Raw genomic sequence first — 19,814 nt, forward strand, 5'->3', positions numbered from 1 at the left:
GGCGCCACCTCTCCGCATTATGAATCAAGTCAGAAAAGCCGATCCCAACAACAAGACCGTTGCGGAAAACCGCAAGGCGCGGTTTTCCTATGAGGTGCTCGACACGATCGAGGCCGGCCTGGTGCTGACCGGCACCGAGGTCAAGTCGCTGCGCCAGGGCCAGGCCAACATCCAGGACAGCTATGCCTCGGTCGAGGGCGGCGAGATCTGGCTGATCAACTCCTATCTACCGGAATATCTGCAGGCCAACCGCTTCAACCACGAGCCGCGCCGGCGCCGCAAACTGCTGCTCAACAAGCGCGAGATGGCCAAGCTGTCGCAGAGCGTCGACCGCGAAGGCATGACCCTGGTGCCGCTGAAGATCTATTTCAACGACCAGGGCCGGGCCAAGCTGCTGCTCGCCGTCGGTCGCGGCAAGAAGCTGCACGACAAGCGCGAGACGGAAAAGCAGCGCGACTGGTCGCGTGAGAAGGGCAGGCTCTTGAAGGAGCGCGGGTGACAGCCATCAGGCGGCAGCCAAGCGGATAAGTGTTTGGCTTTCAGGGTTCTAGCCAAGGAGCCAGAATACCGGAGGGGACAGTCTTGAAGAACCGGATCATCCTCTGGGGATCGGTCAGCCTGGTTTTTGCAATCCTCATGATCGCTGGCGGCTTCTTCTATTTCCATGCGTTTTCTCCGGATCGCGGCAAATATCCTGTCAGGGGCATCGACGTTTCGCATCATCAGGGCCGGATCGACTGGCGGCGCGTTGCCGCCGCCGACGTCGCCTTTGCAGTCATCAAGGCGACCGAGGGCGGCGATCATGTCGACGATGCCTTTGCCACCAATCTGCGCGAGGCTCGTGCTGCCGGGCTCGCTGTCGGCGCCTATCACTTTTTCACCTTCTGCCGGCCGGGCGCCGACCAGGCGAAGAATTTCATCGCCGTGGTGCCGCACGACCAGCCTTTGCTGCCGCCGGTTGTCGACATCGAGTTCGGCGGCAATTGCCCGCAGCGTCCTTCGCCCGAACAACTCGACACCGAACTCCAGGCCTTCCTCGGTCCCGTTGAAGCCGCCTTTGGCAAGAAGGCTATCATCTATCTGACCGACGATGCAGCAACGGCCTATGCAGGACAGATCGCCGCCCGTCCGCTTTGGCTTCGCTCACTGCTGCTCGAGCCGGGTCGCGACGATTGGGTCTACTGGCAGTACCACAACAGGGGCCGCGTCGAGGGCATCGTCGGTGACGTCGACCTGAACGTCCTGCAAGGAGGTCAGGAGAAACTGTCCGCATTGTTCGCGCCGGCGTTGTAAGCCAATTCCAGACCCTACGAATCCAGGAACGCCGCAATTTCCCTGAAAACGCTGACGAACATCGCTTCGGTCAGCACGCCGGTGTTGGTGTTGTAGCGCGAGCAGTGATAGCTGGAAAACAGCGTGATGCCCCCGGCCTCCTGCCGCCCGCCATGCTTGAAGGGATAGGCGGCGACGCGCTGGCCCAGTGCCCGCACGGTCGACTGGTGCGCGATCGAACCAAGTGTCAGTATGGCCCGCAAATTGGGAAACCGTGTGATCGTCGGCACAAGGAAAGTCCGGCAGGTGGCGATCTCGGCGCCCACAGGCTTGTTCTCGGGAGGCACGCAGCGGACGGCGTTGGTGATTGCCGTTCCAACGAGCTCCAACCCATCGTCAGGCCGCGCCTTGAACTCGCCGCGCGCCAAGCCGTGCGCGATCAACGTGCCGTAGAGCAGGTCGCCGGCATAGTCGCCCGTGAAAGGCCGGCCCGTGCGGTTCGCTCCGCGCAGGCCGGGCGCAAGCCCGACGATCAGCAGCCGGACCGAATCGTCGCCTTCGGGCGGCAGGAAGGTCGGAACCGGCGCGTTGAACCACGATGGCTCGCGTTGCCGCCACTCGGCAATGAAACCGTGCAGCCGCGGACAGAGCGGGCAATCGCGATCGGGTTCCGGGGAGGCGGCCAGATGTGCGGCCAACGCAGCCGCCCTCAGTACTCGTCCTCTTCCGTCTCGGCCGGTTCGGGTCGGCGCACCGGCCTTTCGGAAGGATCGCGGCCCACCTCGTTCTTCAACGTCATCAGGTCGATGAAATGGTCGGCCTGGCGACGCAGATCGTCGGAGATCATCGGCGGCTGCGAGGCCATGGTCGAGACGATCGACACCTTGCGCCCGCGCCGTTGCAGCGCCTCGACCAGCGTGCGGAAATCGCCGTCCCCGGAGAAGATGACATAGTGGTCGACGACATCGGCCAGTTCCAGCGCATCGACGGTCAATTCGATGTCCATGTTGCCCTTGATCTTGCGGCGGCCGGTCGAGTCGGTGAATTCCTTGGCCGGCTTGGTGACGACCTTGAAGCCGTTATAGTCGAGCCAGTCGATCAGCGGCCGGATCGAGGAATATTCCTGATCCTCGACCAGGGCGGTGTAATAGTAGGCGCGCAGCAGGTAACCGCGTTTCTGGAAGCTCGACAGGAGCTTGCGATAATCGATGTCGAAACCGAGCGCGCGCGACGTGGCGTAGAGATTGGCGCCGTCGATGAACAGGGCGATCTTTTCACGGGGGTCGAACATGGAAAAATTCCTTTTCGAAATAAGCGGCCGTCAAAACGAAATGCGACTATCAGTAGGGTTCGCAATAAACCGGCTGACCTTACGCTTTTCGAAATAACGCCAGTTTTGTGGCAATCCAAGGGTGCGTTGCCGCACTGCAAGCAATTGTGATCGCCGGCTTGGTACCGGGCGCACCGGAGCTCGACTGAAACCGGTTTTGGGGGAAATCCGACAAAGCAATGACAGATCCTGCGTTCTCCGGCCCCGGCATTCCATAATGCTTGTATTTCGGCGGCGTTCGGGTTATTGACCGCGCCTGTTTTCCATTAAATCCAGGCATGAAAGGGGCAATCCATGGCCCGCGTAACCGTTGAAGATTGCATCGACAAGGTCGACAACCGCTTCGAGCTGGTGCTTCTGGCCGGCCACCGTGCTCGTCAGATCAGCCAGGGCGCGCAGATCACCGTCCCGCGCGACAATGACAAGAACCCGGTCATCGCACTGCGCGAGATCGCCGACGAGACGTTGTCGCCCGACGACCTCAAGGAAGACCTGATTCATTCGCTGCAGAAGCATGTCGAAGTCGACGAGCCCGAAGCCGATGGCGAGGCAATCGCTGATCAGACCGGCGCAGCCGTCACGGCCGCCGATACCGATGATGCCGAGGACAACATCGCCTTCGATCGCATGACCGAGGAAGACCTGCTGGCCGGCATCGAAGGCCTGGTGCCGCCGGAAAAGAGCGACGACTACTAAGACTGCTTTGCGGAGGCGCCTGGAACAAGCTTCCGGCACTTCCGTCCCGGCAGTTTCGTGGCTATCTATGACATGCGCCGTGCAGTAGTGCGGCGCATGATTCATTTCATCGCCGAGAGATTCCGCCCATGATGCGTCAGTATGAGCTTGTCGAGCGCGTCCAGCGCTACAAGCCTGACGTCAACGAGGCGTTGCTCAACAAGGCCTATGTCTATGCCATGCAGAAGCATGGCCACCAGAAGCGCGCTTCCGGCGATCCCTATTTCTCGCATCCGCTCGAAGTCGCCGCCATCCTCACCGAAATGCACATGGACGAGGCGACGATCGCCGTCGCCCTGCTGCATGACACGATCGAGGACACCACGGCGACCAGGGCCGAGATCGACGAACTGTTCGGGCCCGAGATGGGCAAGCTGGTCGAGGGTCTGACCAAGCTGAAGAAGCTCGACCTCGTCTCCAAGAAGGCCGAGCAGGCCGAGAACCTGCGCAAGCTTCTGTTGGCGATCTCGGAAGACGTGCGCGTGCTTCTGGTCAAGCTCGCCGACCGCTTGCACAATATGCGCACCCTCGACCATGTGCCGGAAGCCAAGCGCCTGCGCATCGCCGAGGAGACGATGGATATTTATGCGCCGCTGGCCGGGCGCATGGGCATGCAGGGCATGCGCGAGGAACTGGAAGAGATCGCCTTCCGCTACATCAATCCGGAAGCCTATCGCGCCGTCACCGCCAGGCTCGCCGAGATTTTCGAGCGCAACAAGGGTGTGCTGTCCGAGATCGAGAAAGCGCTGTCGGCGCTGTTCGAGAAGCATGCGATCAATGCAGGCGTCAAAAGCCGGCAGAAGAAGCCGTGGTCGGTGTTCCGCAAGATGGAGGCCAAGGCGCTCTCCTTCGAGCAATTGTCCGACATTTTCGGCTTTCGCGTCGTCGTCGACAATGTCGAGGACTGCTATCGCGCGCTTGGCGCCATCCACACCGCCTGGTCGATGGTGCCCGGCCGTTTCAAGGACTACATCTCAACACCGAAGCAGAACGATTACCGCTCGATCCACACCACCATCGTCGGGCCGTCGCGTCAGCGCGTCGAGCTTCAGATCCGCACCCGCGAGATGAACAAGATCGCCGAATATGGCGTCGCCGCCCATTCGATCTACAAGGATACCGGCGGCAAGGCGAACGGCACGGCCCATTCGATCTCGAAGGAAACCAATGCCTATGCCTGGCTGAGGCGCACGATCGAACAACTCGCCGAGGGCGACAATCCCGAGGATTTTCTCGAGAACACCAAGCTGGAACTGTTCCAGGATCAGGTGTTCTGCTTCACCCCCAAGGGCATGCTGATCGCGCTGCCGAAAGGTGCCACGCCGATCGACTTCGCCTATGCGGTTCACACCGATGTCGGCGACACCTGCGTCGGCGCCAAGGTCAACGGCCGCATCATGCCGCTGATGACGGAGCTGAAGAATGGCGACGAGGTGGAGATCATCCGCTCCAAGGCGCAGGTGCCGCCGGCCGCGTGGGAATCCGTCGTCGTCACTGGCAAGGCGCGCGCCGCCATTCGCCGCGCCACCAAGAACGCCATCCGCAAGCAGTATTCGGGTCTCGGCGCGCGCATTCTCGAACGGGCTTTCGAGCGGGCCGGCAAGAATTTCACCAAGGAAAACCTGAAGCCCGTCCTGCACCGGCTGGCGCGCAAGGACATCGAGGACGTGCTGGCGTCCGTCGGCCGCGGCGAATTGGCGTCCACCGACGTCATGAAAGCCGTCTTCCCAGATTACAAGGACGAGCGCGTCACGCCGGCGGCGCCCAAGCAGCGCGAGGAAGGCTGGTCGAAGATCCGCAACGCCGCCGGCATGCTGTTCCAGATCCCGGGCCGTGCCGCGCGCAAGGACAAGGACCAGCCGCGCGACGGCGCGGTGCCGATCCGTGGCGTGCGCGGTGACCTGCCGGTGCGTTTCGCGCCGGAAGGGGCGGTGCCTGGCGACCGCATCGTCGGCATCGTGCAGCCGGGCACCGGCATTACCATCTATCCGATCCAGTCGCCGGCGCTGCAGGCTTTCGACGACCAGCCCGAGCGCTGGATTGACGTGCGCTGGGACATCGACGAGCGCACCAAGGAACGCTTCCCCGCGCGTGTTTCCGTCACCGCCATCAATGCACCGGGATCGCTCGCCGACATCGCCCAGGTCGTTGCCTCGAACGATGCCAACATCCATACGCTGTCAATGGTGCGCACCGCGCCCGATTTCACCGAAATGCTGATCGATCTCGAAGTCTGGGATCTGAAGCATCTCAACCGGCTGCTGTCGCAGCTCAAGGACAATTCGAGCGTCAGCGATGCACGGCGTGTCAATGGCTAACTCGGCTGATCTACACGGGGATAGACGGATGAATACGGACGAAGTGCTGGATATTTTTCGCCAGGCTGGTGCTGTCCTGGAGGGGCATTTCATCCTGACGTCGGGTCTGCGCAGCCCTGTCTTCCTGCAGAAGGCGCGCGTGTTCATGCATGCCGATAAGACCGAGCGGCTGTGCAAGGCGCTGGCCGAAAAGATCCGCGCCGCCGTGCCGGGTAAAATCGACTATGTCGTCGGCCCGGCCATCGGCGGGCTGATCCCGGCCTACGAGACTTCGCGCCATCTTGGCGTGCCGGCGATCTGGGTCGAGCGGGAAGGGGGCGAGTTCCGGCTGCGCCGCTTCGAGATCGCGCTCGGCGCGCGTGTCGTCATTGTCGAGGACATCGTCACCACTGGATTGTCTATCCGCGAGACCATCGACTGCCTGCGCGAACTTGGCGCCGAGGTCACGGCGGCGGCCTGCATCATCGACCGCTCGGCGGGCAAGACCGATGTCGGCGTGCCGCTGATCGCCCTCGCCGAGTACGAGGTGCCGGCCTATCCGGCCGATCGGCTGCCGCCGGAACTCGCCGCCATACCGGCGATCAAGCCGGGCAGTCGCAATATCTGAGAGGGGCGGGATGATCATCAGTATCGATCATTTCGTGCTGACGGTGGCCTCACTCGAGGCGACCTGCGCCTTTTACCAGCGCGTTCTGGGCTTTAAGCGCATCGATACGCCGGGCCTGCCGACAGCCCTGGCTTTTGGCAACCAAAAGATCAATGTCCACGAGGTCGGCCGCACCTTCGAGCCGAAGGCGAAGTCGCCGACGCCCGGAGCCGGTGATTTCTGCCTGATCACCGATCGGCCGCTCGGCGAACTCCTCGCCAGTCTCGAAGCCGATCGTGTGGCGGTGGAACTTGGACCAGTAGAGCGGATCGGCGCACGCGGCCGCATGATGTCTGTCTATTTCCGCGATCCCGACGACAATCTGATCGAGGTCAGTGAATATCTGGAATAGCCGCCGTTAAATCCGCGCGAGATCGAGCAGCATTGCGCAGCGCCGGCTCACCGGCATGCCGTGCGCGGCTTCCTGTCTCAGCCACCCGGCGAGCCGCGCATCGATCTGCGCATCCTCCAGGACGCGGAATCCGAACTTTCGGTAGAACGGCACGTTCCAAGCAACATCGCGAAATGTCGTCAGCGTGATCGTTGCAAGGCCGCGCCGCCTGGACTCCTCGATGACGGTCTCCAGCAGGGCTCGGCCGATGCCCGAGCCTTGCCACTCAAAACGAACGTCGAATTCCAGGATATGCAATGCATCGTCCTCAACGCTGGCGCTCAAGAAGGCGATGGCGCGGTCGCGCTTGTCCGTGGCGACCCAGCATGTGCCCTCCGTGGTCAGCGCGCGGTGCCGCTCGACGCTCATATTGCCGTCTTCGGCGATCCAGGCGAGGTCCGGTATGGAACGAAACGCCAGCCCGGCGGATTGCTCGATATCGGGCAACTCTTTCGCCTCGTCGTCGCGCGCTGGTCGAATGGTGGCCATGCCGGCCGTCCTTCTTTTCCTCAGTTTCGCCTCAATGGCGATCTTGTTACCCCCTGCGGCAGACCATCGCGGCAGCGTTTCGTTGTTCCGAAGGCAGCCTGTCGCTATATCAAAGTCGTTGTTGCCTTTCTGCGCCCCGGAAGCGCAAGATAAGTTGCTGTGACCTGGCTTGGGTGGCAGGACGGCGGGTATTGGTAGATCAGGAATTGGAATAGAGTGCTTTTTCGACGCCGCGAGCCTGATGGCCTCTTGGAGCGGGTGCGTACCTATCTATGGCCGCGCCGGTCGTTTTCGCGCTCGCTGCAGTACTTCTCCAAGCGCATCCTGCGGCTGAAGGCCACGCCGCATGCGGTGGCGGCCGGCGTCGCCGCTGGCGTCTTTGCTTCGTTCTTTCCGGTGGGTTTCCATTTCGCCATTGCCGCGGTGCTGTGCTGGCTCATAGCCGGCAATCTGGTGGCGGCCGCACTTGGCGCCGTATTCTTCGGCAATCCACTGACGTTCCCGCTGCTGTGGGGCGCCTCCTGGGAGACCGGCAAGCTGATCCTGCACAGCCGCCTGCCGGCGCACGGCCCGCCAGCACATCTGGGCGAGATGCTGCACAACCTTTCCTTCGCGCAATTGTGGGCCCCGGTGCTGAAGCCGATGCTGATCGGTGCGATACCGCTTGGACTGGCCTTTGGGGTTCTGTTCTACGCCATCACGCGCTGGGGCATGAACGCCTTTCGCGAGCAGCGGCGCAAACGGCTGGCAGAGCGCGCGGCCCGCCATGAGCAATCGTCTCACCCAAACGCAAGCATCGGTTCCACCGCGCGATGATCATCGGCATCGGCAGCGATCTGATCGATATCAGACGCATTGAAAAGTCCTTGGAGCGCCATGGCCAGCGCTTTATCCAGAGAATCTACACCGAAGTCGAGCAAGCCCGCTCCGAAAACCGTCGGGCGCGGGCGGCCTCCTACGCCAAGCGCTTCGCAGCCAAGGAGGCCTGCGCCAAGGCACTGGGCACCGGCCTGGCGCAGGGCGTGTTCTGGCGCGACATGGGTGTCGTCAATCTTCCGAGCGGCGCGCCCACCATGGCACTGACCGGTGGCGCCGAGGCGCGGCTGAACGCGATTCTGCCAAAGGGCCATCGGGCGATGATCCATCTCACCATCACGGATGATTTTCCGCTTGCTCAAGCCTTTGTGATCATCGAAGCGTTGCCCGTCGAACAAGCGCCACATTGATTGCATCTGACCACCGGCATGACGTTGCCCAGCGCGCGCCGAGACTCTATACCATCCAACGCACAATCGAGGACGACATGAGCGTGGCTGAAAAACCCCAGAAGAAATCCGGCGGGCTTGGCGAAACCGTCAGCGTCATCGTCCAGGCGCTCTTGCTTGCCTTGGTCATTCGCACGCTCTTGTTCCAACCCTTTTCCATCCCGTCGGGTTCGATGCGGCCGACGCTGCTCGAGGGCGACTATCTCTTCGTCACCAAATGGTCCTACGGCTATTCCCGTTATTCGCTGCCCTTCGGCCCGGACATCTTCTCGGGCCGCATCTGGGGCTCCGAGCCGAAGCGCGGCGATGTGGCTGTGTTCAAGTTCCCGCCAGACCCGTCCGTCGACTATATCAAACGTGTGGTGGGCCTGCCTGGCGACAAGATCCAGGTGAAGGACGGCCAGCTGTTCATCAACGGCGTCGGCGTGCCGCGCGTGAAGACCGGACAGATCGACAATCCCGACATCACCGAAAAGGATTATCCGATCGACGTCTATCGTGAGACGCTGCCCAACGGCGTCAGCTACGATACGCTGGATCTGTCGCCGAACTCGATCGGCGACAACACGCGCGAGTTCGATGTTCCGCCCGGTCACTATTTCATGATGGGCGACAACAGGGACAACTCCGCCGACAGCCGATTCTCCGTCGGCTACGTTCCGGCCGAAAACCTGGTTGGCCGGGCCAACCTTGTTTTCTTCTCGATCGCCGGCAAGGCGAGCCCGCTCGAAATCTGGAAGTGGCCGTCGCTTATGCGTGCTTCGCGCCTCTTCCACTTCGTTAATTAGGGTCATGGCGGCGACAAGACGGCTGACCGCCGACGCGCTCGCCGAAGCGCTGGTGGAGCGCACGGGCCATGCCTTTGCCGACCGCCGGCGCCTGCAGCGTGCCTTGACCCATGCCAGCGCCCGCGGCGCCAATGCCGGCACCGACTATGAGCGCTTTGAGTTCCTGGGCGACCGGGTTCTCGGCCTCGTGGTGGCCGATATGCTGCTGGCCGCGTTTCCCGATGCGGCGGAAGGCGAATTGTCGCTGCGGTTCAACGCGCTGGTCAATGCCGAGGCGCTGTCGGAGATCGCCGAACATATTGGTCTGCCGGAGCTGATCCGCGCCGGATCCGACGTTCAAGGGCTCGAGGGACGCAAGCGCGTCAATCTGCGCGCCGACGCGCTGGAATCACTGATCGCCGTGCTCTACCTCGACGGAGGGCTGGAAGCGGCGCGCGCTTTCATCCACAAATATTGGCAGCCGCGCTCGCAGGCGTCGGGTGCCGGCCGACGCGACGCCAAGACCGAGTTGCAGGAATGGGCGCATCAGGCGGCAAGCGCCGTGCCCGTCTACCGCATCGATAGCCGCGAGGGGCCGGATCACGATCCGCTGTTCACCGTCAGTGTCATGGTTGGTGGGTTTCAGCCGGCTGTCGGCAGCGGCCGCTCCAAACGCGAGGCCGAGCAGGCCGCCGCCGCCGCCCTTCTCATTCGTGAAGGTGTCTGGATCGATCAGGGAGACGCGGCATGACAGCCACGGAAGACACGGTTCCGGCCGCGCCTGCGGCCGTTACGCATTCCGGCTTCGTAGCGCTGATCGGTGCGCCCAATGCCGGCAAGTCGACGCTGGTCAACCAGCTTGTCGGCGCCAAGGTGTCAATCGTCACCCACAAGGTGCAGACGACGCGTGCCATCGTCAGAGGCATCGCCACGCACGACAACGCGCAGATCGTCTTCGTCGATACGCCGGGCATCTTCAAGCCGAAGCGGCGTCTCGACACGGCAATGGTGACGACAGCCTGGGGCGGCGCCAAGGATGCCGATATCGTGCTGCTCCTGATCGATGCCGAGCGTGGCATTAGAGGTGATGCCGATGCCATTCTCGAACGCCTGAAGGATGTGCGCCAGCCGATGGCGCTGATCCTCAACAAGGTCGACCGCGTCAAGCCGGAGGCGTTGTTGGCGCTGGCGGCAGCAGCGAACGAAAGAGTGCCGTTCAAGCGCACCTTCATGGTTTCGGCGCTGACCGGCTCCGGCTGCAAGGACCTTCTCGATTACCTTGCCGAGGCGCTCCCGGTGGGGCCCTGGTATTATCCGGAAGACCAGATCTCCGATCTGCCGATGCGCCAGCTCGCCGCCGAGATCACTCGCGAGAAGCTCTATCTCAGGCTGCATCAGGAACTGCCCTATTCCTCGCACATCGAAACCGAGAAATGGGAAGAGAAGAAGGACGGCTCGGTGCGCATCGAGCAGGTCATCTATGTCGAACGCGACAGCCAGAAGAAGATCGTGCTCGGCCACAAGGGCGAGACCATCCGCGCCATCGGCCAAGCGGCGCGTATGGAAATCGCCGGCATCCTCGAGCAAAAGGTGCATCTGTTCCTGTTCGTCAAAGTGCGCGAGAACTGGGGCGACGATCCCGAACGCTACCGTGAGATGGGGCTCGAGTTTCCGCACTAGGATGGATGGATAGCAAGTCGAATATCGACGCAGCTTTAGTCAGCCGGTTGATCGCGGCGCAGTTTCCTCGCTGGAGGGATCTTGCGGTTCGGCCGATTGAACCTGGCGGATGGGACAACAGAAGCTTTCGTCTCGGCGACGAGATGACCGTTCGGTTGCCCAGTGCCGCCGCCTATTCCCTGCAAGTGGAGAAGGAACATCGCTGGCTGCCGAGGCTGGCGCCGCTGTTGCCGCTGCCCATCCCTATACCGCTGGCGATGGGAGCCCCGGCCGAAGGCTATCCGTGGCATTGGTCCGTCTACAGGTGGATCGAAGGTGAGACTGCAAAGCGCGAGCGTATCGCCAACCTGTCGGAATTCGCGGCGGACCTGGCCGGCTTTCTGGTTGCGCTGAAGCGGATCGACCCGGCTGGCGGACCGGGGCCGGGCCAACACAATTTCTTTCGCGGCGGGCCGCTGAACGTCTATGACGGGGAGACGAGACAAGCGATCGCGGCGCTCGACACCCGTATCGACGCCGGCGCGGCAAGCGCTGTCTGGGAAACGGCTCTTGCCGCCCCTTGGCAAGGCCCGCCCGTCTGGTTCCACGGCGATGTCAGCTGGGGCAATCTTCTGGTTGAACACGGCAGGCTAAGCGCGGTGATCGACTTCGGCACCTCCGGCATCGGCGAGCCCTCATGCGATCTGGCGATTGCCTGGACATTGTTCGAGGGAAAGAGCAGGGGGGCCTTCCGCGCTGGCCTCGGCGTCGACGACGCGACCTGGGCGCGCGGCCGCGGCTGGGCACTGTGGAAGGCGCTGATCACCGCCGCCGGCGAGATAGACGTCAACTCGGCCGAGATCGAACAATCCTGGCGCGTGATCGACGCGGTGCTGGGCCGACCACAAGCGCCGGTAATAATGACCCAAACCGTTGGCTGGTGGCTATCGACCAGGGACGCCGAGGTTCCGTTGGGTCGACTTCTCAGTTGGCCAGCGCGGATTCTTGCAGACGAGTCCGCCGACGTCGGATTGATCTTCCCATCATGGCCTGTGGTCCGTTCCGGCGTGCCCGTGACCCGCTGAAAAGACTCCTTCGAGGGGATCGGCTTCGGTTTCACGTGGCTGGGGAATGGCTAGGTAGAAACGACCATGGAAGTGGGTTTATTTACGCGAAGTTTCTCAAACAATTGGTGTTCGTAGAATATCATCATAAAATTGGAACATACAGGGAATTATTACGGAAATATGACAATGTTCCACTTGTGCGGTGCCGTAGTCTGAAGTGAATTCTCCAGTGCTATTTCTGCAACACGGATTTAATCTATGTCATCAATCCCGAATGTTTGTGGAATTGTCATTGAAGGCGGAAGATTGATGGGTATGTTCGCCGCGAAAAGGGGACGCGGTGCGGGCCTTTTTCGTTGTGGTGAGGCGGGAAAATATATCCGCCAACCAAAATCCGAAGCCATTTTTAACTTTGACTGGAGAGGTCAGAAAATGAACATCAAGAGCCTTCTTCTCGGCTCAGCCGCGGCACTGATCGCGGTCTCCGGCGCTCGCGCCGCCGACGCTGTCGTCGTCGCCGAGCCGGAACCCGCTGAATACGTCAGGATCTGCGACGTCTACGGCGCCGGCTACTTCTATATCCCCGGCACCGAGACCTGCCTGCGCATCGGCGGCTATCTCCGCTATGACATAGGCGTCGGCGACAGCGGCACGCTGGATGGCGTCAACGACGTTGCCGATCACATGGACGGCGATAGCCACGACACCTACTACAAGAACATGCGCTTCGCGCTGAAGACCTGGACCGGCCAGGAAACCGAGCTCGGTACGTTGAAGACCTACACCGAGACTCGCTTTCAATTTGGCAACAGCAGCGGCGACTATGAGACTGGCGGCACTGGCTGGCAGGCCGGCAACAAGGCGACGACCCTCAACTTCGCCTGGATTCAGCTCGGCGGTCTGCGCGTCGGTAAGGATGAAACGGCATACGATTCGTTTATCGGCTATGCCGGCAACGTCATCCAGGACACGATCATCCCGTACGGTATCAAGGATACCAACGTCGTGCAGTACTATTTCGACGCTGGCAGCGGCTTCTCGGCCGTGGTCTCGCTCGAAGAAGGTACCGGCGTCAACACGATCGACAGCTATGTTCCGCATGTCGTCGGCGGCTTGAAGTACAAGGGCGACTGGGGTGCGGTCACCGGCGTCGTCGCCTATGACAGCAATTACGAGGAAGTGGCCGGCAAGGTTCGCTTGGACGTCAATGTCGGCAAGGAACTGACGCTGTTCGTCATGGGCGGCTACGGCACCAACGACAACATCAACGACTTCGGCACGGGCCGCACCCAATACAAGCCGTGGGGTGGAAACTGGGCGATCTGGGGTGGCGGCACCTACAAGTTCAACGACAAGACCTCGTTCAACGCCCAGATCTCCTATGACGACTGGAAGAACCTCGGCGTCGCTGCCAACGTCGCATACACGATTGTGCCCGGTTACACGATCACGGCTGAAGTCGATTACCTCAATGCAGGAAAATTCGACGACGCCGACTTCAACAACTGGACCAAGGCCGACAAGAAGAGCAGCGTCGGCGGCATCCTCCGCTTCCAGCGCTCGTTCTAACGGATCGACTGACCCCACCAGACCCGCCCGCAGCTATGCTGCGGGCGGCTTTTTATGCACCCTTGCGAGAGCCAGCCCAGGCACCAAGCCCGTACCTTGATTTCGCCACCCGATCGGTGAAATGCTCCAGGCATGGAATGGCGCGACGAGGGAATCATTCTCGGCACCCGCAAGCATGGCGAAACCAGCGCCATCCTCGAGGTGATGACGCGTGCGCATGGCCGCCATCTCGGCCTCGTGCGTGGCGGGCGCTCGCGCAAGCAGCAGCCTGTTCTCCAGCCCGGCAACCGTGTCGACCTGCTTTGGCGGGCGCGCCTTGATGAGCACCTCGGCACGTTCCAGGCCGAAGCGATCGAGATGAATGCGGCCAGGTTGATGGAGAGTGCGGTCGCCGTGTATGGCCTGCAGACCATGGCCGCGCATCTGCGCCTGTTGCCCGAGCGCGACGCCCATGGCGGCCTCTACGAGGCGCTGTCGGTGATGATCGTGCATCTCGATGACGTCGATGCGGCCGGCGAACTGGTGGCCCGTTTCGAGCTCCTGATCCTCGACGAACTGGGTTTCGGTCTCGATCTCAGCCAGTGCGCCGCGACCGGCACGCGGCAGGATCTTGCCTATGTCTCGCCGAAATCGGGCCGAGCGGTGTCGCGGGAAGCCGGCGCGCCCTGGCGCGACAAGATGCTGGCGCTGCCGGCCTTCCTGCGTGGCTCCGGCCTGCGCGCCGATCCGGCGGCGATCCAGGATGCCTTCCGGCTCACCGGCTTCTTCTTCACCCGTCACGTCTACGAGCCGCGCGGCATCGAGCAGCCGGACGCGCGCTCCGGCTTCCTCGCCGCGCTGCGCAAGCACCACACGACAAAAGGCCTGTCGGGAGAAACCGCCGCGAGAGAAATCATCACATGAGCGAAGTGGAACTTTATCCAGGCCGGGTCTCGCCGCTCGGCCTCGGCACCATTCCGCATGCCGACATGCTTGCCTACACCGGCCTGGAACTTTTGCAGCGCATCATCGATGGCAAATATCCGGCGCCGCCGATTTCCTCCAGCTCAGCTTCGCGCTGACCGAAGTCTCGGAAGGCCGTGCCGTGTTTCGGGGTGTGCCGAACGAGCGCCACCTGAACCCGTTGGGGGGGCGTGCATGGCGGCTGGGCGGCGACACTGCTCGATTCGGCGCTTGCCTGCGCCGTGCAGACGCTGCTCGCAAAAGGCGAGGCCTATACGACGGCGGAATTCAAGGTGAACCTGACGCGGCCGATCACGCCCAGGACCGGAGAGGTGGTCTGTGAGGGCAAGGTCATTCACAAGGGCCGCACGCTGGCCGTTTCGGAAGCGACGCTGAAGGACGCCGGCGGCAAGCTGCTGGCTTTCGGCACCGAGACATGCTCGATCTTCCCGGCCTCCAATCTGGCGGCACGATAGGAATCGTCCTAAGGCGCACTGGGCGAGCGGTGATAACAGCGGATGTTATCCGGCATTTTGCCGTTCCACGAAATCGTCCAGGATCGCGCGCTGGCCTTTGAGTATCTTGAGACCGGCCTCCAACTCTGAAAACCAACCGGCCCGGTCCACTTCGGGAAATGCCTTCATGGATCCCGACCGTGGTGGCCACTCCATGGTGAACATGTTGCTTTTGATGGCATCGGTGTCGACGTCGGCCTCGACGCTCCACGCACTCACGATCTTGCCGCCAGGCTGCCGATAACTGCCGACAGGCTGGAAGTCGCCGTTGATGGCGACGCCGAGTTCTTCTTCCGCCTCACGTTGGGCGGCTTTCAACTCGTCCTCGCCTTCGTCGACGAGCCCTTTGGGGATAGACCATGCCCCCTCGTCTTTTCTTGCCCAGAACGGTCCACCCGGATGGACGAGCAGGAACTGGAGGGCCCCGGCGTTTCGCCGGTAGATCAGCAGTCCTGCGCTTCGTTGCGGCATACGTATTCCCATGACATCGCTTGGAGAACCCTTTGCGGCCAAGGTATCATAGGCCATCGGCTGCGGGTTTGGCAGGCAATGTTCCGGAAACCGGCCATTCGCAAGCGATGCCGAGGGCCAATGGGCGCAAGCCGCTGGCTTTCGACGCCGAAACATGCTCGATTTTTCCAGCCGCCGATCCGACGCCGTTGGTCGTTTGCAGGCCACATTTGATTGTCAGTAGCAACTGGTCTGGTTTGGGGGAGCCGCCATGTTTGAAAGCCTGATCGGCCTTGTCGCCATCATCGCGCTGTTCGTCATCATTTCGCGCCAGCAGAGCCGCATCGGACTGATCGAGCGTGAGCTAGGCGCACTGCGGAGCCTCGTCCTTTCCGGCGCCGTGCCGCCTCTCGCCAAGCAGTCCGAACCGGCGGCGACCGAGGGCCAGCCGGCCGAAGCCGTTGTTGCTGCGGCCGTGGTCGTTTCGCCAACGGCCAGCGAGGCAGCCACCGGGCAGGCGCTGCCGGCTCTGGAAACCGACGCCGCGACGGACGAGGTCAAGCCGGGACCATGGACACCAGGCGAGGCGGCGCCCAAGGCAGCAGAATCCGAGCCTGTCGCAGCGGTGAAAGCGCCCGGCAAACCCGATATCGAAACGGCGCTCGGCACCCGCTGGGCGGTCTGGGTCGGCGGTTTGGCACTGGCGCTAGGCGGCCTGTTTCTCATCCGCTACACGATCGAAGCCGGAATTTTCGGCCCCGATGTGCGGCTCATCATGGCCGGGCTGCTCGGCCTTGTGCTGATTGCAGCCGGCGAATTCATTCGCCGCACCGGCTTCAGGGTGCCCGTGCAAGGCGCCGCAGGCGCCTACATCCCGGCGATCCTGACTGCGGCGGGCGCCTTCATCCTGTTTGGCGCCGTCTATGCCGCACATGGCATCTACGGATTTATCGGGCCGGCGCTCGCCTTCACGCTGCTCGGCGCCATCGGCATAGCGACGATTGCCGCCGCCCTTGTCCACGGCCAGGCGCTGGCTGGTATCGGCCTCGTCGGCGCCATGGTGACGCCGATGCTGATTGCCTCTCAGGCGCCCAATCCCTGGGCCCTGTTCGGCTATCTGGCGATCGTGCTTGCCGCCAGCGGCGTCATTGCCCGCATGCGCGATTGGAAGTTGCTGATGACGGCGGCCTTTGTCGGTACCGGCATCTGGACGATCCTCTACATGACCGATGCGCCGGGCGCGAATTTATCCGTGATCCTGTTCGTGAACACCGTCACGCTGGCCGTGCTCGCCTTCGTCTGGCTCGCCCGCCGCAGCGACGAAGGCGGATCAGCCACGGCTTTCGACTGGCCGTCCGTCGCGCCGGGCCTGTTTGTTGCCCTCTCGGCGCTGGGCCTTTCGGTCGATCCGGCCTTCGTCGCTGCCGGCGATGCCTTGCCGGGAGCCGTCGTGCTCGCCGCGATGGTGGCCGTCGCGCTCTACCGCCCCCCAGCGCTGCCACTGCTCTATGCGGCGGGACTGGTGACGGTGCTGATCTATCTCGGCATCATCCCGCCGACTTCGATCGCTTCCGATTTTTCCGGCGACGTCTTGGGCATCGATGCCGTGCCCCTGGCGACATCGAACGCACTGACCTTGCGCATCGGTGTTGCGCTTGGCCTTGTCTTCATCGGCGCCGGTTTCTGGGCCGCCCGCAAATTTGCCGCCGCGCCCCACTTCCGCGCTGCGTCATGGGCGGCGTGGGGCGTCATCGTGCCGTTGGTCGTCCTGCTGGCACTCTGGTTCACGTTCGGCAATCTCGACCGCGATCTTGCCTACGCCGCCGTGGCGGCGCTGCTGGTCGTGGTTTTCGCTGCCGTGGGCGAGTGGATCGCGCGCGGCGAGCAACCGCCGTTGCAGGGCAGGGCCGCCGTATCCTTCGCGCTCGGCGGAGCCGCGCTCGCAGGCCTGCTGATGCTGCATATGGCCTTCAGTTCCGGCTGGACAACCATCCTGCTTGGTGCGGCCGCAATCGTGCCGGCGCTGGCCACACGCTGGCGTTCCTATCCGGTGCTCGGCTGGATTTCGGTCGGCGCGGTCGCGGCGGTGCTTGGACGTGTCATCTTCGATCCGACCGTCGTCGGTGCCGGGTTCCTGTCGACGACCCCGGTTTTCAACTGGCTGCTGCCGGGCTATGGCGTGCCGGCGCTCGCCTTCGCTTTCGCCGCCTGGCAACTGGCCCGCACCACCGACGGCCGGCCGCGCCTGGCCATGGAAGCTTCGGCGGCGCTGTTTGCACTGCTGACGCTTGCCATGCTGGTGCGCCACGCCATGCATGGCGGTGTCCTCAACAGCGATGCGCCCACACTTGCCGAACAGGCCATCTACACGCTGATCGCGATCGGCGCCGGCGCCATACTCGTGGCCATCGACAGGCGCTCGCCAAGTTCCGTGCTACGCTACGGGTCCATGGCGGCGGGCGTGATTTCGGTCGCCTTCATCGTCGTGCAGCATTTCCTGGTGCTGAACCCGCTCTTCACCGACGAGTCGACCGGGCAGATCCCGGCCTTCAACCTGTTGTTCCTCGCTTATCTCCTGCCGGCGGTCGCAGCCGGCGGGCTTGCGCTCTATGCCCGCAACAAGCGGCCGAAATGGTATGCCGCCATGCTGGCGCTGGTGGCGGCCCTGCTTGCCTTCGCCTATGCCACGTTGTCGGTGCGGCGCCTGTTCAAGGGTGAGTTCATCGGCTTGTGGAGCGGCCTTGGCCAGTTGGAAACCTACACCTATTCGGCACTCTGGCTGATCATCGGCGTGGCGCTGCTGACCGCCGGCGTCTGGCTGAAATCGCAGGTGCTGCGCATCGCCTCGGCCGCATTGATCGCGGTCGCCGTACTGAAGGTGTTCCTCTTCGACATGTCGGAGCTGGAGGGTGTGCTTCGCGCGCTGTCCTTCATCGGCCTTGGCGCCGTGCTGATTGGCATCGGCCTGTTTTACCAGCGGCTTTTGACCAGGGTGGCGAAGGGGCGTGAGGGTTAGGATTGTTTGAATATTCAAAATGGAATATATGAATATTCACGGAGATATTCATATGCCGTTCTATATCCGCGACGATGAGGTAGATGCGCTGGCGACGAAATTGCAGCACGAGACGAATGCGCCGAGCAAAACGGAAGCCGTGCGAACCGCGCTTTTGCACGAACTTGAACGAAGCCGCGCCCGCAAACCGCTGCGGGAGAGGATTGCCGTTCTTCAAGCGCAAGCAGCGGCGTTGGGGCCGTCCGACACCACCTTCGATATGAAGGCATTCATGGACGAGATGTGGGAAGACTGATGTTTGTCGACGCATCGGTTGTCGTTGCAATTCTCGCCAAGGAATCGGGTTGGGAGGAATTGCTGAAGCGGATCGCCGACGTCGACGGTCAGCTGTACATTTCAGCGCTTGTTCGGCTCGAAGCTACGCTTGCCCTCGGGCGAGTGAATGCCGGTGCCAAAAAGCCGACTCCCGGAATGCTGTCTGCGGCGCGCAATCTGGTCGATGCGTTCATTGTTGAGATCGACGCTCGCAATGTAACCATCAACGAGGATATCGGTGGGCGCGCCATTGATGCCAGCATCCGGTACAGCAAAGCGGTCGGTCATCCGGCCGACCTTAATTTTGGTGATTGCTTTTCCTACGCCTGCGCCAAGGCTCTTGATGTTCCGTTGCTCTTTAAAGGCAATGACTTTCTCAAGACCGATTTGGCGTAGTTGGCCTCCTGTTGATTGCGGGAATAAACCCGCCGCTCCCATCGTTACATCATTGCTTGGGTGACCGGGGCGGTGGACCGCTTCGCACTGGCTGCTTGCGTCGCGCCGCGAAGGCGCGTTCAATCTGATGAATAGGGCAATTCCGAAAACCAGCGGTCATGGACGAAAAGAAGGCAGCAATCCTCGGCGAAATACCGCGCCTGCGCCGCTACGCACGCTCGTTGTTGCGCGACCGCGATGCCGCCGACGATCTCGTCCAGGACTGTCTCGAACGGGCCCTCATGCGGCTCGACAACTGGCAGACGGGAGAAAGCCCCAGGAGGTGGCTGTTTACGATCATGCATCATTTGTTCATTGACCAGATGCGCAAAGTGAACCGGCGCGGCGAAGCCGCGATGCTGTCGCTGGAAGCGGGCGAGGCGGTTGCACAGCCGGCCGAGCAGGTGGAAAGCATCGCCTCGCGCGAGATCGTTGACGCATTGCAGGCGATCAGCCCCGACCGCCGTGCAGCGCTCGTTATGGTCGCGATCGAAGGCTTTTCCTATGCCGAGGCCGCCAACATCCTGGGCGTGCCGGCCGGAACGCTGATGTCGCGCATCGCGCGCGGGCGCGAGGAGTTGCGCGGGCTGCTGGACGACACGGCACGCCGCCGTTCGATAAGGATCGTCTAGA

General features: G+C 62.5%; 21 protein-coding genes and 2 pseudogenes. 19 read left to right on the forward strand and 4 right to left on the reverse strand.

The features are described from left to right. Positions 1–19 precede the first annotated feature (19 nt). A complete protein-coding gene (smpB, locus tag FJ979_RS11010) occupies positions 20–499 on the forward strand; it encodes an SsrA-binding protein SmpB (RefSeq protein WP_006202221.1) in 480 nt (159 codons plus the stop codon). An 83-nt stretch (positions 500–582) separates the two neighbouring features. Beyond that, the gene (locus FJ979_RS11015) at positions 583–1,293 is read left to right on the forward strand and encodes a GH25 family lysozyme (protein ID WP_140580882.1); all 711 of its coding nucleotides are present in this window, start codon (positions 583–585) and stop codon (positions 1,291–1,293) included. Positions 1,294–1,307: 14 nt separating this feature from the next. On the opposite strand, the gene FJ979_RS11020 is transcribed toward FJ979_RS11015, so the two are convergent. Both FJ979_RS11020 and FJ979_RS11025 read right to left on the reverse strand, forming a co-directional pair. After that, positions 1,308–1,970, reverse strand: a complete 663-nt coding sequence (locus FJ979_RS11020; RefSeq protein ID WP_224684713.1) for a uracil-DNA glycosylase — start codon at positions 1,968–1,970, stop codon at positions 1,308–1,310. 11 nt (positions 1,971–1,981) lie between these two features. Beyond that, positions 1,982–2,563 carry an NYN domain-containing protein gene (locus tag FJ979_RS11025; protein ID WP_140494612.1) on the reverse strand — a complete coding sequence of 194 codons (582 nt, stop codon included), beginning with the start codon at positions 2,561–2,563 and terminating at the stop codon, positions 1,982–1,984. A gap of 333 nt (positions 2,564–2,896) precedes the next feature. Here FJ979_RS11025 and rpoZ point away from each other — a divergent pair, with 333 nt between their 5' ends. The 4 genes from rpoZ (at position 2,897) to FJ979_RS11045 (ending at position 6,653) form a co-directional block, all read left to right on the forward strand. Then, complete coding sequence (gene rpoZ / locus FJ979_RS11030) at positions 2,897–3,298, forward strand: DNA-directed RNA polymerase subunit omega (protein WP_140494610.1); 402 nt, start codon at positions 2,897–2,899, stop codon at positions 3,296–3,298. A 128-nt stretch (positions 3,299–3,426) separates the two neighbouring features. Next, positions 3,427–5,655, forward strand: coding sequence for a bifunctional (p)ppGpp synthetase/guanosine-3',5'-bis(diphosphate) 3'-pyrophosphohydrolase (locus FJ979_RS11035; protein WP_140517800.1), 2,229 nt, complete (start codon positions 3,427–3,429; stop codon positions 5,653–5,655). A gap of 28 nt (positions 5,656–5,683) precedes the next feature. Continuing rightward, complete coding sequence (gene pyrE, locus FJ979_RS11040) at positions 5,684–6,262, forward strand: orotate phosphoribosyltransferase (protein WP_140520690.1); 579 nt, start codon at positions 5,684–5,686, stop codon at positions 6,260–6,262. Positions 6,263–6,272: 10 nt separating this feature from the next. Further along, positions 6,273–6,653 carry a VOC family protein gene (locus tag FJ979_RS11045; RefSeq protein WP_140559458.1) on the forward strand — a complete coding sequence of 127 codons (381 nt, stop codon included), beginning with the start codon at positions 6,273–6,275 and terminating at the stop codon, positions 6,651–6,653. 6 nt (positions 6,654–6,659) lie between these two features. Here the strand turns inward: FJ979_RS11045 and FJ979_RS11050 are convergent, their stop codons facing one another. Then, the gene (locus FJ979_RS11050) at positions 6,660–7,181 is read right to left on the reverse strand and encodes a GNAT family N-acetyltransferase (RefSeq protein ID WP_140559459.1); all 522 of its coding nucleotides are present in this window, start codon (positions 7,179–7,181) and stop codon (positions 6,660–6,662) included. 216 nt (positions 7,182–7,397) lie between these two features. Here FJ979_RS11050 and FJ979_RS11055 point away from each other — a divergent pair, with 216 nt between their 5' ends. The 9 genes and pseudogenes from FJ979_RS11055 to FJ979_RS33435 all read left to right on the forward strand — a co-directional run bounded on the left by FJ979_RS11055 (position 7,398) and on the right by FJ979_RS33435 (position 14,926). Beyond that, positions 7,398–7,997: a DUF2062 domain-containing protein gene (locus FJ979_RS11055; protein WP_140494599.1), complete on the forward strand. Its 600-nt coding sequence runs from the start codon at positions 7,398–7,400 to the stop codon at positions 7,995–7,997. Then, positions 7,994–8,407, forward strand: coding sequence for a holo-ACP synthase (gene acpS, locus FJ979_RS11060; protein WP_140494597.1), 414 nt, complete (start codon positions 7,994–7,996; stop codon positions 8,405–8,407). The genes FJ979_RS11055 and acpS overlap by 4 nt, the downstream gene beginning before the upstream one ends. Positions 8,408–8,484: 77 nt before the next feature. Continuing rightward, positions 8,485–9,234, forward strand: a complete 750-nt coding sequence (lepB, locus tag FJ979_RS11065) for a signal peptidase I (protein WP_140494595.1) — start codon at positions 8,485–8,487, stop codon at positions 9,232–9,234. 4 nt (positions 9,235–9,238) lie between these two features. Beyond that, the gene (rnc, locus tag FJ979_RS11070) at positions 9,239–9,964 is read left to right on the forward strand and encodes a ribonuclease III (protein WP_140494593.1); all 726 of its coding nucleotides are present in this window, start codon (positions 9,239–9,241) and stop codon (positions 9,962–9,964) included. Beyond that, on the forward strand, positions 9,961–10,893 hold the full coding sequence (gene era, locus FJ979_RS11075; RefSeq protein ID WP_140494591.1) for a GTPase Era: 933 nt from the start codon (positions 9,961–9,963) through the stop codon (positions 10,891–10,893). The genes rnc and era overlap by 4 nt, the downstream gene beginning before the upstream one ends. A 5-nt stretch (positions 10,894–10,898) precedes the next feature. Then, positions 10,899–11,768 (forward strand): annotated as a pseudogene (locus tag FJ979_RS11080) (aminoglycoside phosphotransferase family protein); the annotation flags it as partial. A 603-nt stretch (positions 11,769–12,371) separates the two neighbouring features. After that, a complete protein-coding gene (locus FJ979_RS11085; protein ID WP_140580884.1) occupies positions 12,372–13,508 on the forward strand; it encodes a porin in 1,137 nt (378 codons plus the stop codon). A 132-nt stretch (positions 13,509–13,640) separates the two neighbouring features. Next, positions 13,641–14,411 carry a DNA repair protein RecO gene (gene recO, locus FJ979_RS11090; RefSeq protein WP_140494585.1) on the forward strand — a complete coding sequence of 257 codons (771 nt, stop codon included), beginning with the start codon at positions 13,641–13,643 and terminating at the stop codon, positions 14,409–14,411. Next, positions 14,408–14,926, forward strand: a pseudogene (locus FJ979_RS33435) (PaaI family thioesterase). The gene recO and the pseudogene FJ979_RS33435 overlap by 4 nt, the downstream one beginning before the upstream one ends. 45 nt (positions 14,927–14,971) lie before the next feature. Here the strand turns inward: FJ979_RS33435 and FJ979_RS11100 are convergent. Continuing rightward, on the reverse strand, positions 14,972–15,436 hold the full coding sequence (locus FJ979_RS11100) for an NUDIX domain-containing protein (protein ID WP_140580886.1): 465 nt from the start codon (positions 15,434–15,436) through the stop codon (positions 14,972–14,974). Between the two features lie 250 nt (positions 15,437–15,686). Here FJ979_RS11100 and FJ979_RS11105 point away from each other — a divergent pair, with 250 nt between their 5' ends. The 4 genes from FJ979_RS11105 to FJ979_RS11120 all read left to right on the forward strand — a co-directional run bounded on the left by FJ979_RS11105 (position 15,687) and on the right by FJ979_RS11120 (position 19,813). Beyond that, positions 15,687–18,431: a DUF2339 domain-containing protein gene (locus FJ979_RS11105; RefSeq protein ID WP_140580888.1), complete on the forward strand. Its 2,745-nt coding sequence runs from the start codon at positions 15,687–15,689 to the stop codon at positions 18,429–18,431. A 52-nt stretch (positions 18,432–18,483) separates the two neighbouring features. Then, positions 18,484–18,726, forward strand: coding sequence for a type II toxin-antitoxin system VapB family antitoxin (locus FJ979_RS11110; protein ID WP_140580985.1), 243 nt, complete (start codon positions 18,484–18,486; stop codon positions 18,724–18,726). After that, positions 18,726–19,142 carry a type II toxin-antitoxin system VapC family toxin gene (locus tag FJ979_RS11115; protein ID WP_140520684.1) on the forward strand — a complete coding sequence of 139 codons (417 nt, stop codon included), beginning with the start codon at positions 18,726–18,728 and terminating at the stop codon, positions 19,140–19,142. Before FJ979_RS11110 ends, FJ979_RS11115 begins: the two co-directional genes overlap by 1 nt. 158 nt (positions 19,143–19,300) lie before the next feature. After that, the gene (locus FJ979_RS11120) at positions 19,301–19,813 is read left to right on the forward strand and encodes an RNA polymerase sigma factor (RefSeq protein ID WP_140494575.1); all 513 of its coding nucleotides are present in this window, start codon (positions 19,301–19,303) and stop codon (positions 19,811–19,813) included. Position 19,814: the final 1 nt, after the last annotated feature.

It is taken from the genome of Mesorhizobium sp. B1-1-6 (assembly GCF_006443035.1).
Classification (GTDB): Bacteria; Pseudomonadota; Alphaproteobacteria; order Rhizobiales; family Rhizobiaceae; genus Mesorhizobium.

Bases quoted from the DNA above. Each gene is read 5' to 3' on its own strand.
- FJ979_RS11050 (WP_140559459.1), bottom strand. From the start codon at position 7,181: ATGGCCACCATTCGACCAGCGCGCGACGACGAGGCGAAAGAGTTGCCC.
- FJ979_RS11115 (WP_140520684.1), top strand. From the start codon at position 18,726: ATGTTTGTCGACGCATCGGTTGTCGTTGCAATTCTCGCCAAGGAATCG.
- acpS (WP_140494597.1), top strand. From the start codon at position 7,994: ATGATCATCGGCATCGGCAGCGATCTGATCGATATCAGACGCATTGAA.
- FJ979_RS11035 (WP_140517800.1), top strand. From the start codon at position 3,427: ATGATGCGTCAGTATGAGCTTGTCGAGCGCGTCCAGCGCTACAAGCCT.
- FJ979_RS11120 (WP_140494575.1), top strand. From the start codon at position 19,301: ATGGACGAAAAGAAGGCAGCAATCCTCGGCGAAATACCGCGCCTGCGC.
- FJ979_RS11045 (WP_140559458.1), top strand. From the start codon at position 6,273: ATGATCATCAGTATCGATCATTTCGTGCTGACGGTGGCCTCACTCGAG.
- era (WP_140494591.1), top strand. From the start codon at position 9,961: ATGACAGCCACGGAAGACACGGTTCCGGCCGCGCCTGCGGCCGTTACG.
- recO (WP_140494585.1), top strand. From the start codon at position 13,641: ATGGAATGGCGCGACGAGGGAATCATTCTCGGCACCCGCAAGCATGGC.
- FJ979_RS11110 (WP_140580985.1), top strand. From the start codon at position 18,484: ATGCCGTTCTATATCCGCGACGATGAGGTAGATGCGCTGGCGACGAAA.
- FJ979_RS11025 (WP_140494612.1), bottom strand. From the start codon at position 2,563: ATGTTCGACCCCCGTGAAAAGATCGCCCTGTTCATCGACGGCGCCAAT.
- FJ979_RS11100 (WP_140580886.1), bottom strand. From the start codon at position 15,436: ATGCCGCAACGAAGCGCAGGACTGCTGATCTACCGGCGAAACGCCGGG.
- rpoZ (WP_140494610.1), top strand. From the start codon at position 2,897: ATGGCCCGCGTAACCGTTGAAGATTGCATCGACAAGGTCGACAACCGC.
- smpB (WP_006202221.1), top strand. From the start codon at position 20: ATGAATCAAGTCAGAAAAGCCGATCCCAACAACAAGACCGTTGCGGAA.
- FJ979_RS11105 (WP_140580888.1), top strand. From the start codon at position 15,687: ATGTTTGAAAGCCTGATCGGCCTTGTCGCCATCATCGCGCTGTTCGTC.
- FJ979_RS11085 (WP_140580884.1), top strand. From the start codon at position 12,372: ATGAACATCAAGAGCCTTCTTCTCGGCTCAGCCGCGGCACTGATCGCG.
- rnc (WP_140494593.1), top strand. From the start codon at position 9,239: ATGGCGGCGACAAGACGGCTGACCGCCGACGCGCTCGCCGAAGCGCTG.
- lepB (WP_140494595.1), top strand. From the start codon at position 8,485: ATGAGCGTGGCTGAAAAACCCCAGAAGAAATCCGGCGGGCTTGGCGAA.
- pyrE (WP_140520690.1), top strand. From the start codon at position 5,684: ATGAATACGGACGAAGTGCTGGATATTTTTCGCCAGGCTGGTGCTGTC.